Origin of the sequence: Arthrobacter sp. YC-RL1 (genome assembly GCF_001454985.1) — a bacterium.
GTDB lineage: Bacteria > Actinomycetota > Actinomycetes > Actinomycetales > Micrococcaceae > Glutamicibacter > Glutamicibacter soli.
Genome location: NZ_CP013297.1, coordinates 1206292 through 1220917, shown reverse-complemented (window position 1 = coordinate 1220917; position 14626 = coordinate 1206292). Strand labels below are relative to the sequence as shown.

The 14626-nt window shown below is 59.8% G+C and carries 18 protein-coding genes and 4 tRNA genes; 5 read left to right on the top strand and 17 right to left on the bottom strand.

Translation table 11 applies throughout. The features are described 5' to 3' along the window. Positions 1-2: 2 nt before the first annotated feature. The 10 genes from ATC04_RS05675 to ATC04_RS05635 all read right to left on the bottom strand — a co-directional run bounded on the left by ATC04_RS05675 (position 3) and on the right by ATC04_RS05635 (position 5374). Positions 3-839, bottom strand: a complete 837-nt coding sequence (locus tag ATC04_RS05675) for a PD-(D/E)XK nuclease-like domain-containing protein (protein ID WP_052772447.1) — start codon at positions 837-839, stop codon at positions 3-5. Next, entirely contained in the window at positions 823-1215 is a 393-nt protein-coding gene (locus ATC04_RS05670; RefSeq protein ID WP_047119754.1) for a hypothetical protein, read from the bottom strand. The genes ATC04_RS05675 and ATC04_RS05670 overlap by 17 nt, the downstream gene beginning before the upstream one ends. 339 nt (positions 1216-1554) lie before the next feature. Further along, the gene (locus tag ATC04_RS05665; protein WP_047119755.1) at positions 1555-1926 is read right to left on the bottom strand and encodes a hypothetical protein; all 372 of its coding nucleotides are present in this window, start codon (positions 1924-1926) and stop codon (positions 1555-1557) included. 211 nt (positions 1927-2137) lie between these two features. Then, positions 2138-2473: a hypothetical protein gene (locus ATC04_RS05655; protein ID WP_047119757.1), complete on the bottom strand. Its 336-nt coding sequence runs from the start codon at positions 2471-2473 to the stop codon at positions 2138-2140. A gap of 229 nt (positions 2474-2702) precedes the next feature. Beyond that, positions 2703-3095 (bottom strand): ead/Ea22-like family protein, encoded by a 393-nt coding sequence (locus tag ATC04_RS18735; protein ID WP_082123950.1) that lies wholly within the window; start codon positions 3093-3095, stop codon positions 2703-2705. Between the two features lie 485 nt (positions 3096-3580). After that, positions 3581-3754, bottom strand: coding sequence for a hypothetical protein (locus ATC04_RS19230; RefSeq protein WP_157359277.1), 174 nt, complete (start codon positions 3752-3754; stop codon positions 3581-3583). After that, positions 3751-3957 carry a hypothetical protein gene (locus ATC04_RS05650; RefSeq protein WP_047119758.1) on the bottom strand — a complete coding sequence of 69 codons (207 nt, stop codon included), beginning with the start codon at positions 3955-3957 and terminating at the stop codon, positions 3751-3753. Before ATC04_RS05650 ends, ATC04_RS19230 begins: the two co-directional genes overlap by 4 nt. Before the next feature lie 97 nt (positions 3958-4054). After that, positions 4055-4246 carry a helix-turn-helix domain-containing protein gene (locus ATC04_RS05645; protein ID WP_047119759.1) on the bottom strand — a complete coding sequence of 64 codons (192 nt, stop codon included), beginning with the start codon at positions 4244-4246 and terminating at the stop codon, positions 4055-4057. Then, positions 4243-5079, bottom strand: coding sequence for a Rha family transcriptional regulator (locus ATC04_RS19705; RefSeq protein WP_052772448.1), 837 nt, complete (start codon positions 5077-5079; stop codon positions 4243-4245). The genes ATC04_RS05645 and ATC04_RS19705 overlap by 4 nt, the downstream gene beginning before the upstream one ends. 67 nt (positions 5080-5146) lie before the next feature. Further along, positions 5147-5374, bottom strand: coding sequence for a hypothetical protein (locus ATC04_RS05635; RefSeq protein ID WP_047119760.1), 228 nt, complete (start codon positions 5372-5374; stop codon positions 5147-5149). Between the two features lie 108 nt (positions 5375-5482). Between ATC04_RS05635 and ATC04_RS18725 the strand changes: the two genes are divergently transcribed. Next, positions 5483-5716, top strand: coding sequence for a helix-turn-helix transcriptional regulator (locus ATC04_RS18725; protein ID WP_082123951.1), 234 nt, complete (start codon positions 5483-5485; stop codon positions 5714-5716). Between the two features lie 337 nt (positions 5717-6053). Here ATC04_RS18725 and ATC04_RS05630 read toward each other — a convergent pair. Then, positions 6054-6127: transfer RNA gene (locus ATC04_RS05630), tRNA-Met, on the bottom strand. 47 nt (positions 6128-6174) lie between these two features. Beyond that, positions 6175-6246, bottom strand: a tRNA-Thr gene (locus tag ATC04_RS05625). A gap of 28 nt (positions 6247-6274) precedes the next feature. Between ATC04_RS05625 and ATC04_RS19225 the strand changes: the two genes are divergently transcribed. Both ATC04_RS19225 and ATC04_RS05620 read left to right on the top strand, forming a co-directional pair. Next, a complete protein-coding gene (locus ATC04_RS19225; RefSeq protein WP_152666879.1) occupies positions 6275-6505 on the top strand; it encodes a hypothetical protein in 231 nt (76 codons plus the stop codon). A 259-nt stretch (positions 6506-6764) separates the two neighbouring features. Then, a tRNA-Thr gene (locus ATC04_RS05620) sits at positions 6765-6836 on the top strand. 601 nt (positions 6837-7437) lie between these two features. Here the strand turns inward: ATC04_RS05620 and ATC04_RS05615 are convergent. Further along, entirely contained in the window at positions 7438-9327 is a 1890-nt protein-coding gene (locus tag ATC04_RS05615) for a DEAD/DEAH box helicase (protein ID WP_047119761.1), read from the bottom strand. Positions 9328-9632: 305 nt separating this feature from the next. Between ATC04_RS05615 and ATC04_RS05610 the strand changes: the two genes are divergently transcribed. After that, positions 9633-10061, top strand: a complete 429-nt coding sequence (locus ATC04_RS05610; RefSeq protein ID WP_047119762.1) for a hypothetical protein — start codon at positions 9633-9635, stop codon at positions 10059-10061. A gap of 142 nt (positions 10062-10203) precedes the next feature. Here the strand turns inward: ATC04_RS05610 and ATC04_RS05605 are convergent, their stop codons facing one another. Both ATC04_RS05605 and ATC04_RS05600 read right to left on the bottom strand, forming a co-directional pair. Next, a complete protein-coding gene (locus ATC04_RS05605; RefSeq protein ID WP_047119763.1) occupies positions 10204-11361 on the bottom strand; it encodes a cystathionine gamma-synthase in 1158 nt (385 codons plus the stop codon). 25 nt (positions 11362-11386) lie between these two features. After that, positions 11387-12751, bottom strand: coding sequence for a cystathionine beta-synthase (locus ATC04_RS05600; protein ID WP_047119764.1), 1365 nt, complete (start codon positions 12749-12751; stop codon positions 11387-11389). A 139-nt stretch (positions 12752-12890) separates the two neighbouring features. Between ATC04_RS05600 and ATC04_RS05595 the strand changes: the two genes are divergently transcribed. Continuing rightward, complete coding sequence (locus ATC04_RS05595; RefSeq protein WP_047119765.1) at positions 12891-13862, top strand: hypothetical protein; 972 nt, start codon at positions 12891-12893, stop codon at positions 13860-13862. A gap of 18 nt (positions 13863-13880) precedes the next feature. Here ATC04_RS05595 and trxA read toward each other — a convergent pair whose 3' ends face one another. Together trxA and ATC04_RS05585 are read right to left on the bottom strand one after the other, a co-directional pair. Beyond that, entirely contained in the window at positions 13881-14255 is a 375-nt protein-coding gene (trxA, locus tag ATC04_RS05590) for a thioredoxin (protein ID WP_047119766.1), read from the bottom strand. 126 nt (positions 14256-14381) lie between these two features. Next, positions 14382-14463, bottom strand: a tRNA-Tyr gene (locus tag ATC04_RS05585). Positions 14464-14626: the final 163 nt, after the last annotated feature.

The following is a 14626-nucleotide window of genomic DNA, read 5'->3' as shown; positions in this document are numbered from 1 at the left end:
GGTTAGGCTCCTTTCGTAATGGTGATTTCTTGGTCATCGAGTTCTTCGAGCTGCCAGTAAGCCCAGTCAGGCAACCGGGTCATGGTGCGGGTTGGGTATCCTGGCCACACACCGGATTCGGTGCATTCTTTGTAGATGCGGGATCCGCGTTCGATCATCATGTGTCCGAAGTCGAGCGCATCCTCATCCAGCTCAGTGACCGACACGAGGTATGGTGCGGTCTTCTCGACGTTGACGAACACGAACGGCAGCTTCTTGCCCGTGACCTGCCGAACGCCTTCTTGGTAGAGGGCAGCGGACACGAAATAGCCGAAGTCATACGCTTTCCGACCGAACTCATCCGGTGAAGCGTTCACGGTCGTTTTCAGGTCCACGATCAGATCAGGGTGCAACGCGTCCGGCCGCACCTTGTACTTCATCCCGTCCTGTTCCCAGAAGATCGACCGCTCAGGAACATGCCCGCTGAATAGTTGCCCGGCTACAGGGTGGCTCATCACGCTGTCACGCATGGCCTTAACCTGCTCCCACTCCTTAGCTAGCAAGGGTTGCTTGTTGTCCGCGATAACTGCGGCTTTAGCTTCCTTCGCTGCTTTGGTGGTGTAGTTCGGGAAGTCGAGGACCACGATGTTTGTGGTGTCGTTTTCCAGAATTAGGGAGTGTGAGGCGGTTCCGATGTTCCATTCATCCTTGAACACCTGATGCTCTGACTCGTGCTTGTAGTGTGCTGGGGTTTTCATGGCCAGCGTTTTCAAGCTGGTGGACCCGAGCCATTCTTTAGCCCCGTGGTATTCGGCGTTGGGTAGGCCGTCGATGATGCCGGGTTCAATCTTGATCGCCACAGTCGGCCTCCTTGATTTTTGGCTTTCGCACGATGAGGTTGATCGAATGGCAGTAGTACCCGCTCCCAGAATCGCCGTCGATCTCGATGGCACAAACTTCCTTGTCCACCGAAAGGACTGTCAGCTTCCAGTGCTCGTCGTACTCACCAGTTGAAAGATCATCGTGTCGAATTGCGGTGATCGCGTTCTCGGTGAGGTCGATCTTCTTCAGATCGCCTCCGAAGTAGGCGCAGCAGTCCGCGGAGTCTTCGATGATTAGCTGAGTGCCGTCTTCGAGCTTGATAGAACCCGCTCGCTCATCAATGCCTGTGATGCGCTTGCCGATCAGCACCTTGGCCAAGTCGTCGCTTTCCAAGTCGTAGATCCTGTTATCCATCGTCTTCCTCCTGGTTGCTTTCGGGTATAAGAAAAGCCGAATCATTGGATTCGGCTTGGGGTTCGCAGCATCCACAGGAACCGTCTGGTTCGCAATGTTGCTGGTAGGGGTGCGGGTAACGGCTCATGGTTCGCACCTGTGTTCTTCTTGTTCTTCCCTGACGATGGCTTCAAAGCTCCATTGGCGACCTGTCCAGCCACAAGCACAGGATGCTTGGAATACGGGTAGGGTTGGTCGCTCAAACGAACGGGTTTTACCAGTCATTGTTGGCCTCCTATAGCCATGAGTGCATCCAATGCGTGTAAGCGGTGTATATGAACACCCAAAACCAAGAACCGATCATGGCTTCACCTCCGGAATGTATTTGATTTCGAGTGTGTCTGCGTTCCATACGGTGAACACTTCAGTCCACCAGCGCCCGCCGATAAACGACATGCCACCGATTCCAGCACCCGAATTAGCGGGGCATCGGATGATGAGTTCTGAATTGCCGTTGAAGTGAACGCGAACCATGGTGCCGATGGGCAGCGCGTCCCACTGTTCGACGCTGGTCACTTCCGGCAGCGCGGCGGCGAGATAAGCCTGGATCGCAGTCTCAGCCATGCGCTCGCAGTCATTGCCGTTCAGATCACCTATCCGCCCGGAAAACGCTTCATACAGCGCCTCCCAAGCAGCATCAAAAGCGTCCGGGTTTAGCGGGGTGTTAGTCATCGCTGGCTCCTTGTATCCCAAATGCGGATGATCTCTTCGGCGCACTTGCCCTGATTTGCGTGCAATGATGCGGTCGCGACATTGAACATGTCCTCAGCCATGCTGAAGAACCTGTCGAAATGTTGCTCCTTTTGCTCTAAGATTCGAGATGTTGCCGAACAATCAAGGCAACTTTCGGTACTTGCGTCCGGGTTTAGCGGGGGCTGGTTGCTCATTTGTTGTCTCCGTTCTTGGTGGTGCGGGCGGTCAGCGCGTCGTCAGCCAACCGGCGGGTAGCGCAGGGGAACGCGAAGTAAGTTCCCTTCTCTGCGATGCTCGTGCAGTATTTGCAGACCCATTCGGTTATCTCTTTGCCATCTGCGTCCCATCCCTTTAGCGTTATCGCCGGATGGTGCAGTTCTTGGATCGCTACCAAAGCGGTGCGCATCGTCTGTAGCTGGTCGACAGCGATCATCTCGGAAACCTGACCGCAGTAATCACACGTCGGATTCTGTCCGGTGTATTCATGCTCCGAGAACTCACCGTGCACACTGATGCACTTACTCACACGTCACCGCCTTTCCATAGGACTTTCATAGGTCCACGCTGGGCGACCTCATACGACGAAACTTCGGAGTCGTCACCGTAGGACCGATACCAGTAGCCAGAACCGACAGCACCGACTCTGCTCTGCTGCCATGCGTGCCCGAAGCGGTCAAGAACAACCGCACCGTGGCTGAGATTGTCCAGGGCGATGTGAGCCCGGTGGAGCGCTGGTTGCAAAGATGGAGTTTTCACTACCGATCACCGTCCAAGGCGCGTGCGGTTGTGCATGGCCACCACTCGAAGCATCCGGCGCAACGCACTTGGTGATCACCGAAGACGTCGCGGACTTCTTCGCGGCGGTGGTATTCGGAAACCCTTGCGACGGCCTGTTCAGCCTGTTCGAGGCGGGACAGGAGGGCCAGCACGGTCGGCGGGTCAAACGTGGCGACGAACTCGGCATCTTCCGCCTTTAGTGTGCTGGCGATCTCAGGAGGTAAAGCCGTTGTCCACGTTGGGACCCCGACAGCGTTCGGCGCGTGAATAGTGAAATTAGAATTCGCAACGGCAACCGGCAGGTCATACTTTTCCCACGGCCCGGGGGTTGCGGCTTCAGCAATCCGGCTGAGTTCTTTCAGATCTTCCATCAGATTTTCCCTACTGTGAGCATGAGTAAAGCCCCGACCACATTGATCAGGGCTACGAAACCGGCGGCACAAACAACACCGACAACAACAACACAAACGTTGTCACGCACCGTCATTGGTTCATCCACGTTGTTTCACCGCCGTCCACCGAGCTACAGCACCACCACGACGCGACCTAGACCGCGACCGCTCATGCTGCACATACCGGATCAAACCCTTAGCCTGATACTCACCAAACAACGGGCCAACCCAGTTAGCATGCTTCGGGGCAGGGGTGACATCACGGAGGTCATCAGCAGTGAAAGAAACACCACGAGCAATGAAACCGTTCATAGCAGCCCGTGCAGCTTCATCCCACTCGTCGTGATTGTTCAACACCACAGGAATCGGCGGGGGTTTTGCTACGCTTGACATATCGTTTTCTCCTAAGGAAATGGGAAACCCACCAGATGGCCGCTGGTGGGTTTCGTTTTGTTTGGTTTTGGTTAGCTGACAAAGCAGAAGTTCTTTGCAACCTCCGCAATCTCACTGCGCAGCTGCTCGCCAGCCCTCACGCGTTCAATAAGGTTCACCAGCTCCATATAGTGAATGTTGACGTACTCGCCGCCACCATCACCCATATCGCGTTCCAACTGATCAATATCAACGTGCTTGCTCATGCTGCTGCCTCCATGTTCTTCACGGCGTCGCGGGCGGTTGGGTCGCTGATAACCCCCAAGATTTTCAGCGACTCGAAGAAATCGAACTGCTCCTGCATAGCCTGGGCACGCTTAGCGATCTTGTGCGCCAGCTTCTCAGCCTTAGACTTCTTGATCTCAGGCACAGCAGCCATAATCTTCTTCTGGTATCCGGTGACGGTCATGATTCCTGTTTCCGGGGTCAACGAATGAACCCCTGTTTCAACGTCACGGGCGAACCCATGAACGGAAAAGTAATACAAAGAGTGGTGTGATGCCTGATTAGGCGTGAGCTTCATCGGGCAGCGCATTGAACCATGCTTCGAGTTCTTTGGCTCCGATGATTGGCCGGCTGGTCGGGTATTTGGCTGCGAGGTCGCCGCGTTTGATTGCCGCCCGGATAGTATCCTGGCTGACCCCGTAGGCCTTAGCGGATTCCTGCACAGTGTATGCGTGCTTAGTCTCAGTGCTCATGCTGCAATTCCTTTGCGCTTGTTGTACTTGGCTTCGAGTTCCGGAAGCGCTTCCCGAAGTGAGCCATACTCTGCGGTCAGGCGTTCGTTTAGTCGCGTGACCGCGGCTACGCCTTCCGGCGTGATCTTCAAGGTGTGCCATGGAGTGCCGTTTAGTCGTGCGACCTCGTGAGTCACGCAGTGCTTGAAGTACTTTGGGTAGTTCTTGTTCTGGTAGGCGCTGTAGCGGTTTGCGCGCACGCCGTCCTTGCTGATCCGGTAGCCATCGACGTAGATCCAGTGGCGGTAGATCAGTGCGCGCCGCAGGTCTGATACGTTGATTCCCAGATTCTTCGCTACGGTGTTGAACGGCTGTACGTTCTCGGGCTTCACGTGAGTATCGACGTAGGCAACTTTCCCGGCGTCCTGCTCGATCTTCGCTTCGGCGGCGATTGCTCGCGTTTCAGATTCCAGCGCCATGCGAAGAATGTCTGTGCGGGACAAGCTAGCCGGGTTGAACGCCTGGGACTTGAGCTGTTCGGCCATTTCGTAGAACGCTTTCACGAGAGCTTTCTTGAATGCCTTCACCTTGTCGTTGTTTCGCAGGTAGGTCATCAGGAGAGTGGACTGTGGTTCGTTCAGCTTGGCGATGGCGCGGGTTTGGATTCCCCCGGCGGTTTCAAAGGGTGCGTTTTCAAATCCCACCCTTCCGAACTCTTCGAAATCGGAGAGGTTGTCGCGAACGAGTCGGACGATGCTCTTGTGCTGATTGTCGGTGCCATTTGCAATGGTCACGCTGCTAACCACGAGTCCGTTGTCGGTGTTCTCGATGGTTGGTACGATGGTGGTAGTCATTTCGACAACCTTTCTGCGTGTGTTGTTGGAATGTTGGCCTTCGATGTTCGAGCATCGGAGGCCTTTCTTATGCGGCGTGCTTAGCCTGGTACGGCGTCGGCAGGAGTGAAGCCGGTTCGATTCCGATTGCATTGGCGATTCGGAGGATTTCGTAAACCCCGAATTCGCCGCCACCGTTCATCTTGCGGACCAAGGTTGCCCTTGGTACGCCGGAGTCCCGTGCGATTCGAGCTACTGGGATCTTCGACTTCTCAACTGCGGTTGCTACCTTTTCGGCTGCTTCGTTGTTGATCATGAGTAAGACTCTACATGCCCATTCGGGCAAGCGCAACCCCGTTCGGGTGAGAACTTAAATATTCTTATCGGGTGTGAACGTGCCCAAATTGGTGATAAGCTATCCAGTATGGAAGATGAGTCAAAAACGAGTCAGTCCATAGCCGCCCAGCTTAGGGCGGTGGTAGCAGTAAAAGGAATCCTGAAAAAAGATTTGGCTGAGAAGTCAGGCCTTGCAGTGAACACACTGTCTAGATACCTGAACGGACACCGAGATATCCCGGTGTCCGCCTTTATGCAGATATGCCAGGCGCTAGGCGTTGACCCAGGCGCTCTTCTGAATGAGGCTGCTAAGGACCTCTGATGGTGCAACATTTGTTGCTAGTCCGATCGTAACCAAGTCGGTCGCGGTCAACTTGGAGAGCGTCACCTCTAACGGGGTGGCGCTCTTCTTTTTCTGGTCTGTGCTGTTCGGCACTACTATTCCTAACTTGGTCGAAAGTATGTTCGATTGAGAGGTTGGAATAAGCCTATATCCATGGGGCGACATTTTGAAGTTCTAAAATCGGTAGCCTGCGCTAGCGTCCGCTACGTTACGCTAGCTCGAAATAAACTATCGGGGGCACCTTCGGGGGTACCTGAGGCGCTTCTGGTTAAACATAAAAGCCCCGGAATCATTGAGATTCCGGGGCTAAATCGGGTAGCGGCGCCGGGACTCGATCCCGGGACCTCACGATTATGAGTCGTGCGCTCTAACCAGCTGAGCTACGCCGCCACAAGTGAGAAGCTTTCCAGTAGAAGCCAAGATCGCTTCTCACTCAGAGCCCCCTGCCGGAATCGATCCGGCGACCTCGTTCTTACCAAGAACGCGCTCTACCACTGAGCTAAGGGGGCAACGAGTAAATACTCTACACGGGTTTTCGTGGAAACAAAAATCGCCAACCACCCCCGGGATCACCACCCGGAATCATGGATAAACCCAAGTCAGGTAGAGAATACCGATCACCGCAAGGCGGCGCGGGACGAAGAATGGGACAAAAACACCGTAAGTGACGATGCTCACGGCCGTTTCGGGGTCGATAAATTGGCAAATAATTGCCACCCGATAATAAAATCTCCAGCTCCTGCCCGCGGCGAACGGGCGACCCAATAAAGGTCACGGGCCGCACCCAATCATCGCTGGTCGCGATTCTTTCCAGCACCCCACCCACAGGGACCCACTCCTGGCAATCCGGCTCCACCGCCTGAATGCCGGCGGAGCGACGTGGCACATCGCCATAATTTCCGCCACCTCACATCTCTTTGGTGCTAGCGTCGCTAATACCATCCTGAGTAGGAATGATGTGACCTCAACGACATATCCGCTCAGGATTTTGCAATCAACCGAAAGCTGTGTAAAGTTATTACTCGTTGCCCCCTTAGCTCAGTGGTAGAGCGCGTTCTTGGTAAGAACGAGGTCGCCGGATCGATTCCGGCAGGGGGCTCGAAATAAGAGAGACAATCTGAATTCAGATTGTCTCTCTTTTCGTTTCCCTGCGTTTTTCTTGTGGTATTCATTGCCGTTTTAACGGGCTTCGCGTCCTGGCATTCACAGCGCTTTAGTCGGAGTCCAAATCACTGAACTACGCATGGCTCTGCAATCCTTCAAGACCTTTCCGGCCGCTTGCAAGGTTCTCGCGCTGTTGCCAGTCATCACCCCTCGGATCAAGCACTGCATCCCCGGTTGTACTGATCAGGCTTTGGCCAGCGAACCCACGCTCGGGCGTTGCTTACCCTGAGCCTTTTGGATTTGAGCGTAGGATGGCTGCGTTTGCCACTCATTCCCCGCCGCCGATGAATCACCTCTTCGCACGCCAGAGCGGATTTGACGGCCTTTCAGGAGTTCGTGCGGCTCCGTGGGGTCACGTCCGGCATTCTGGTGTCCCTGAGGCCCCTCAAGACGCCGGAGACCAGGCATTCCCACATCATGGCGAGTTCTTGGCTACGGCGGCGCCAAGCAAGCCCCGGGATGCGAAGAACCCCTGGGTATGACCTTGCGGTCTTTCCCAGGGGTTCTCAGTTCACGCTGGCTAAGCCACTGGCGGCTTAGTAGTCGCGGCGACGAGCCGAATCGCTGAAGCGATCCTTGCCTCGTCCGCCGAAGCGCTTGTCGCCGCCGCCACGGCGGTCATCGCCGCGGAAGCCGCCCGCGCGCTTGCGGTCGTTGAAGCTGCCGCCACGTCCGCCGCGGTAACCGCCGCGATCCGATTCGTCATCGCGGCGCGGCTTGCGGCCGGAGTCCAGCTCCAGGTTGATCGGCTCGCCGCCGATGCGGGTGTTGGACAGTGCACGCCACTGGTCCTTGCTCAGCTCGGCTGGCAGCTCGACCAAGGTGTGGTCCGAACGGATCTCGATGCCGCCGATTTCCGAGGAGTTGAAGCCGCCCTCGTTGGCCAGTGCGCCAACAATGGAACCCGGCTGCACGCGGTTGCGGCGGCCAACTGCCAGACGGTACATGGCGTTGCCCTCGGCGGCCGTCTTGCCACGGCGTGGGCCGCGCTCTCCGCGATCGCCACGGTCTGCGCGGTCGCGCTCCAGGCGGGCCTTCTTGGATGGTGGCATGACCGGCTCGGTCATCAGCAGCGGGCGGCCGCCCTGGGCCATGAGGGCCAGGGCCGCAGCGATTTCAAGGTGGTCCAGGTCCTCGTGCTGGGCGGCGAACTGCTCCACGATTTCGCGGAAGGTGCCCAGGTCCTGGCCGGTGATGGTTGCATCAATGCGGTCGGTGAACTTCTGGATGCGGCGGTTGTTCACCGAATCCAGGGAAGGCAGCTGCATCTGGGTCACCGACTGGCGGGTAGCCTTCTCGATGGCGCGCAGCAGGTACTTCTCACGCGGGGTCATGAAGAGGATCGCGTCGCCCTTGCGGCCTGCGCGGCCGGTACGGCCGATGCGGTGCACGTAGGACTCGGTGTCGTGCGGGATATCGAAGTTCACGACGTGCGAGATGCGCTCGACGTCCAGGCCGCGGGCGGCAACGTCGGTGGCGACCAGGATGTCGATCTTGCCCGAACGCAGGTTCTCGACCGTGCGCTCGCGCTGCTGCTGCGGGATGTCGCCGTTGATGGCTGCAGCGGTGAAGCCGCGGGCCTTCAGCTTGTCGGCGAGGTCCTCGGTGGCCATCTTGGTGCGCACGAAGGCGATGACGCCGTCGAATTCCTCGGACTCGAGGATGCGGGTCATGGCGTCCAGCTTGTGGGCGCCCATGACCTGCAGGTAACGCTGGGTGATGTTGGCGCCGGTGGTCTGCTTGGACTTGACGGCGACTTCCTGCGGGTTGCGCAGGTACTCTGAAGCAATGCGGCGGATGGTGCGTGGCATGGTGGCCGAGAACAGGGCAACCTGCTTCTCTTCCGGGGTGGCTTCCAGGATCTTGTCGACCTCTTCGGCGAAGCCCATGCGCAACATTTCGTCGGCCTCGTCCAGCACCATGTACTGCAGGTTGGACAGGTCAAGGGAACCCTTGTTGATGTGGTCGATCACGCGACCCGGGGTGCCGACGACAACCTGTGCGCCGCGGCGCAGGCCGGCCAGCTGCGGGCCGTATGGCGAGCCGCCGTAGACAGGCAGCACGGTGAAGTCAGGAAGGTACTTGGCGTAGGAGGTGAAAGCCTCGGCAACCTGCAGCGCGAGCTCGCGGGTCGGTGCCAGAACCAGGATCTGCGGGGTGGTGGCCGGACCGTTCAGGTCGGCCAGCTCTGCCATGCGGGAGAGCGCAGGCAATGCGAAAGCGGCAGTCTTGCCGGTACCGGTCTGGGCCAGACCGACAACGTCGCGGCCGTCGAGCAGCAGCGGAATGGTGGCGGCCTGGATCGGCGACGGCTTTTCGTAGCCCAGGTCGGCCAGTGCAGCAAGCACGCGGGCATCAAGACCAAGTTCGCTGAAGGTAACCGTTGGTTCCTCGGTGGTCTGGGTGTCGGCAGTGTTTACGGGCATGTCAGAAGACACGAAGAATTACCTCATTCGTTAGGGGAATAGGCCTAGCCGTCCCCAAAGAAACGACACAAGGCTACACAGTCAGAAAACAAGTCACGCTCATCAAGCGCTCCCCTATGACATAAAGACCCGCACACACTTTGCGGAGATACAACACGAGAAGGCTCTAACCTCAAAAATTGGGCCAGATGCAAGGGATACCCTGATGTTCGCGAACACTTAATGCTAACGAACCCTGCCCCTGTTTGTCAGCGCCAGGGGTGTGTGAGATCGGGCACCGCTACTCACCCAGTAGGCTTGAAACCGTGAATATTCGTGATTTTCCAAGGCGTCCGGACGAGCCGGTCCCCGGCGGGCTGCTCATCTCGCAGCTGCTCTGGGTACTGGCCGGAGTGCTCTTTCTCGGCTTCGGGGCATTCCTGGTTTACGAGCAGACCCAGCGCGGTTCGTTGGACCTTGCGGCCATGTCGCTGGTTGCGCTGCTGCTGGCGGCCGGCGTCGCTTTCGGCGTTCTGGCCTACCGCTTGTTTCTCGGCCAGCGCTCGGCGCGGGCCCAGCTGACCTGGGTCGGGCTGATCGCGGCGCTGCCCATGGTGCTGCGCATGGGACGCTATTCGATCCTGGCGGCCATTGTGCTGTTCAGTGTCGCGCTGATGTGGGTGCCGGCCAGCAACCGCTACTTCAAGGTGGTCTCCCCCAAGCCACGCAAACGCGGCCCGGTGCCTCCGCGCTGACGGGCACTCCGCCTCGCAGCACCCGGGCCTCTGGGCACCAGAGAAAAGACCGAAAATGCGCGCTGAACCCGGAGACGGGTTCAGCGCGCATTTTCAGTTCTCGGCCGGATGGTTTTCCTCCGGCGCGGGGCTCCTGCCTCGGCTATAGCGCGGAGAAGGCCCGCTCCAAGTCGTCAATCAGGTCCGCGGCGTCCTCGATGCCCACCGAGAGGCGCAGCAGGTTCACCGGAACTGCCAGTTCGGTGCCCTTGACCGAGGCGTGGGTCATTTCCGAGGGGTAGTTCATCAGCGATTCGATGCCGCCCAGCGATTCGGCCAGGGTGAACAGGCGAGTGCTTTCCGCGACCTTGCGGGCCGCGGCCTCGCCGCCGGCGAACTGCACGGAAACCATGCCGCCGAAGCCGCTCATCTGCGCTTTGGCGATGTCGTGGCCCGGATGGTTTTCCAGGCCCGGGTACAGCACGCGCTCGACTTCCTTGCGCTCCCCCAGCCAGGCTGCCACCTGCGCGGCGTTTTCCGAGTGGGTGCGCATACGTACGCCCAGGGTCTTCAGTCCGCGGGTGGTCAGGAATGCGTCCATCGGACCCGAGACCGCGCCGACGGCGAACTGGATGAAGCCGATCTTCTCGGCCAGCTCGGAGTCCTTGACGATCACCGCGCCGCCGACCACGTCGGAGTGGCCGCCGATGTACTTGGTGGTCGAGTGCACCACGATGTCCGCCCCCAGGGTCAGCGGCTGCTGCAGGAACGGGCTGGCGAAGGTGTTGTCCACGACCAGCAGCGCGCCGGCCGCGTGCGCGATCTGCGCGGCCTTGGCAATGTCGGTGATCTTCATCATCGGGTTGGACGGGGTCTCGACCCACACCAGCTTCGCCTTGTTCTTCTCGATGGCCGCGGCCAGCGCCGCTTCGTCGCCCATGTCCACCGGGGTGTTGCCGATGCCCCAGGCACCCAGCACGCGGTCGATCAGGCGGAAGGTTCCGCCATAGGCGTCATTGCCCAGCACGATGTGGTCACCGGGGCGCAGAATGGCACGGATCAGCGAATCCTCGGCGGCCAGTCCAGAACCGAAGGAGAAGGCGTGCGTGCCGTGCTCGGCGGCGGCCAGCTGGGCCTGCAGCGCGTCGCGGGTCGGGTTACCACCGCGGCCGTACTCGTAGCCACCGCGCAGGTTGCCGATGCCGTCCTGGGCGTAGGTCGAGGAAAAGTGCAGCGGCGGCACCACGGCGCCAGTGACCGGTTCGAAGGCCTGGCCGGCGTGGACGAAACGGGTGTTGGATCCCTGGGGATTTTCAGTCATTGAAAGTGTGTCCTTTGCGAAATCTCTAGCGGGTGACATAGGCCAGCAGGTCGGATGAAGTCAGTGCGGCGACAACCTCGCCGTCTTCGGTCAGCAGCGCGGCGGGGCAATGCTCCAGCAACTGGCGTGCGCGGTCCAGGCTCTCCCCCACTCCCAGCAGTGGGACCGGCAGCGATTCCAGGTCCGCCAAGGTGCTGTCCGGAGCGGCCCCGGCAAGCAGCGCCTCGGTGAGCTGGCCAGCGCCGACGACCCCGCGGACCTCGCCGATGCGGGCCGGAAGCTGCGCCGTGGCGACGACCAGCGCGTCGGCTCCGGATTCGCGCAGCAACGCGGCAGCCCGGGCCAGCGTGGCGTCCGGGCCAATTGTCATGACCGGTTCGGTCGCCAACGCCGTGGCCACGCGACGCAGCTCTGAGTTCTGCTCGCCGGTGAAGCCCTGGGTCAGCATCCATGATTCGTTGTAGATCTTGGCCAAATAGCCGCGGCCGCCGTCCGGGGCGATGACTACCACAACGTCGTTTTCGTCGAGGTCCTTGGCGATACGCAGGGCCGCAGCCACGGCCATGCCGGAGGAGCCGCCCAGCAGCAAGCCTTCTTCCTTAGCCAGCCGGCGCGTCATGGCGAAGGCTTCGGCATCGGTGACCGCCTGGACCTCGTCGGGCACGGCCGAGTCGTAGTTGCCGGGCCACATGTCCTCGCCGACGCCTTCGAGGAAGTACGGGCGGCCGGTGCCGCCGGAATAGACCGAGCCATCCGGATCCGCGGCGATGACCCTGACCGGGCCGGAGGCGCGATCGGCGGAAATCTGCTTGAGGTAGCGCCCGGTGCCGGTGATGGTCCCGCCGGTGCCGGCGCTGATCACCACGTGGGTCAGCTTGCCGTCGGTGTCGGTCCAGATTTCAGGTCCGGTGGTTTCGAAGTGGCTGTCCGGGGCTCCGGGGTTGGAGAACTGGTCCGGCTTGTAGGCGCCGTCGATTTCGGTGACCAAGCGGTCGGAGACCCCGTAGTAGGATTCAGGAGAATCCGGAGCTACCGCCGTGGGGGTCACCACGACGTCGGCACCGTAGGCGCGAAGCACGTCGCGTTTTTCCTCCCCGACCTTGTCCGGGGTGACGAAGACGGTGTTGTAGCCCTTAAGCTGCCCCACCATGGCCAGGCCGACCCCGGTGTTGCCGCTGGTGGGCTCCACGATGGTGCCTCCGGGCTTCAGTTCGCCGCTTTGCTCGGCGCGCTCGATCATCTTCAGCGCGATGCGGTCCTTGATGGAGCCGCCCGGGTTCAGGTATTCGAGCTTCACGAGTACCGTGGCCTTGACGCCTTCGGTCACGCGGTTGAGCTTGACGAGCGGTGTGTTGCCGATCAGGTCCAAAACAGTAGGCGCATACTTCATGTCAAGAACTTTACCGGCGGGTGTCACACTTGTCGTTGCCGTTCGTAGCTTAACGTCACGCAGTCCCCGCACGCCCATCCACGGTGTTAACACGGGCCGCACGGCGGCGGGCCGGCATAAGGAAAGGAAGCAGCCGAGCATGCAATTGGACCAGGACGCAGTCACCGGAACCTACGCCCCGCAGGGACCGGTCTCTTTGGGCAGGTCGCTAGGTGTTCTGCGCCGCGGTCTGGGCGATCCGACCATCCGGCTGTCCGCTTCCGAGGCCTGGTTGGCGTTCACGACGCCGGCGGGCGACGCGTCCCTGCGAATTCTCAAGCCCACGCTTAACGCGCCTGCAACATTCCAGGGGTGGGGTCCCGGCGCCCACTGGGCCGTGGATTGCGCCCCGGATCTACTGGGCGCCAGCGATGACTGGAGCGGTTTCGACGCTCCGGAGTTCAGCGCCACGTTGCCGGAGATCGTGCAGCATACCCGCACCCTGCACCGGGACGTCGTCCTGCCGCGGACCAACCGGATCTTCGAGCATCTGCTGGGCGCAGTGCTGGAGCAGCGAGTCACGGGGATCGAGGCGAACTACGCATGGCGCTGGCTGATCCGCCATAAGGGACGGCCGGCGCCCGGACCGGTGCCCGATGGGCTGCGGATCGCCCCAGGTGCGGCCCAGATCGCTACGATGAATCGTTGGGATTGGCAGGCCGCGCGCGTGGACCAGAAGCGGGCAACTGCCCTGCGCCAGGTAGCGGCGGCGGCTGGAAGCCTCCAGTGGTGGGCCGGTCAGCCGATTGACGCGGCGAAGCCGGCGGCGAGAGAACCCGGGACTCTGGAGGTTGCGTTGCTCTCGCTGCCGGGTATTGGTCCGTGGACCGTGGCCGAGACGCTGCAGCGTTCGCACGGTTCGGCGGATTTCGTTTCGGTGGGAGATTTCCATCTGGCCGCGTTCGTGGGCCAGGTGCTCACCGGAAGGCGTGTGGATGACGCCGGAATGATGGAACTTCTTGCTCCGTTCGCTCCGCATCGGCAGCGAGTGGTTCGCCTGCTGCAGCTTTCGGGCGAACGGAAGCAAAGCTTCGGGCCCCGCTATGCGCCGCTGGATCACCGGGAGCGCTAGAACCCGAAGCGTAGGTGCTTAGGATTCCGCCTGGGCGGCTTCCTGGGCGATCTGCGCGTGGACCTCGCCCATGTCGATGCCCTTGACCGCGGTGACCAGGTCTTCGAGCTGGCTCGCGTTCAGTGCGCCTGCCTGCGAGAACACGAGGACCTTTTCACGGAAGGCCATGATGGTCGGGATGGAGGTGACGTTGGCGGCGCGGGCCAGGCCCTGCTCTGCTTCGGTGTCGACCTTCGCGAAGACGACATCGGTGAACTTCTCCGAGGTCTGCTCGTACACTGGGGCGAACTGGCGGCAGGGGCCGCACCACGCAGCCCAGAAATCCACGAGGACAATGTCGTTCTCTTCGATCAGCTGCGCGAAATCGTTTTCGCTCACATTTTTAGTTGCCATGCTTACACGGTAGCGGACGAGCGCGGTGAATACCCAGAAATGGGAGATTTAACAAACCTTTGCCATTTCGGGAATAGCTTCCGGTTAATCAAAAACTCCCAGATCTTTCGATCTGGGAGTTATTTGTGGCAGATACTGGATTCGAACCAGTGAAGGCGTTGCCAGCTGATTTACAGTCAGCCCCCTTTGGCCACTCGGGTAATCTGCCGAATCGCTCCGTTTGGGAACATTTGTTCTTGTCGGAACGAGAAATAACTCTACAGGAGATTTTCAGTGATGTGAAATCGAGAGGGGTCTTTTTGCTGTAACCCTGATCACAGCCGGTTTTCGGGGCCCAAACCCGGTAGTCTTGGACTCGAATCTGAACCGTT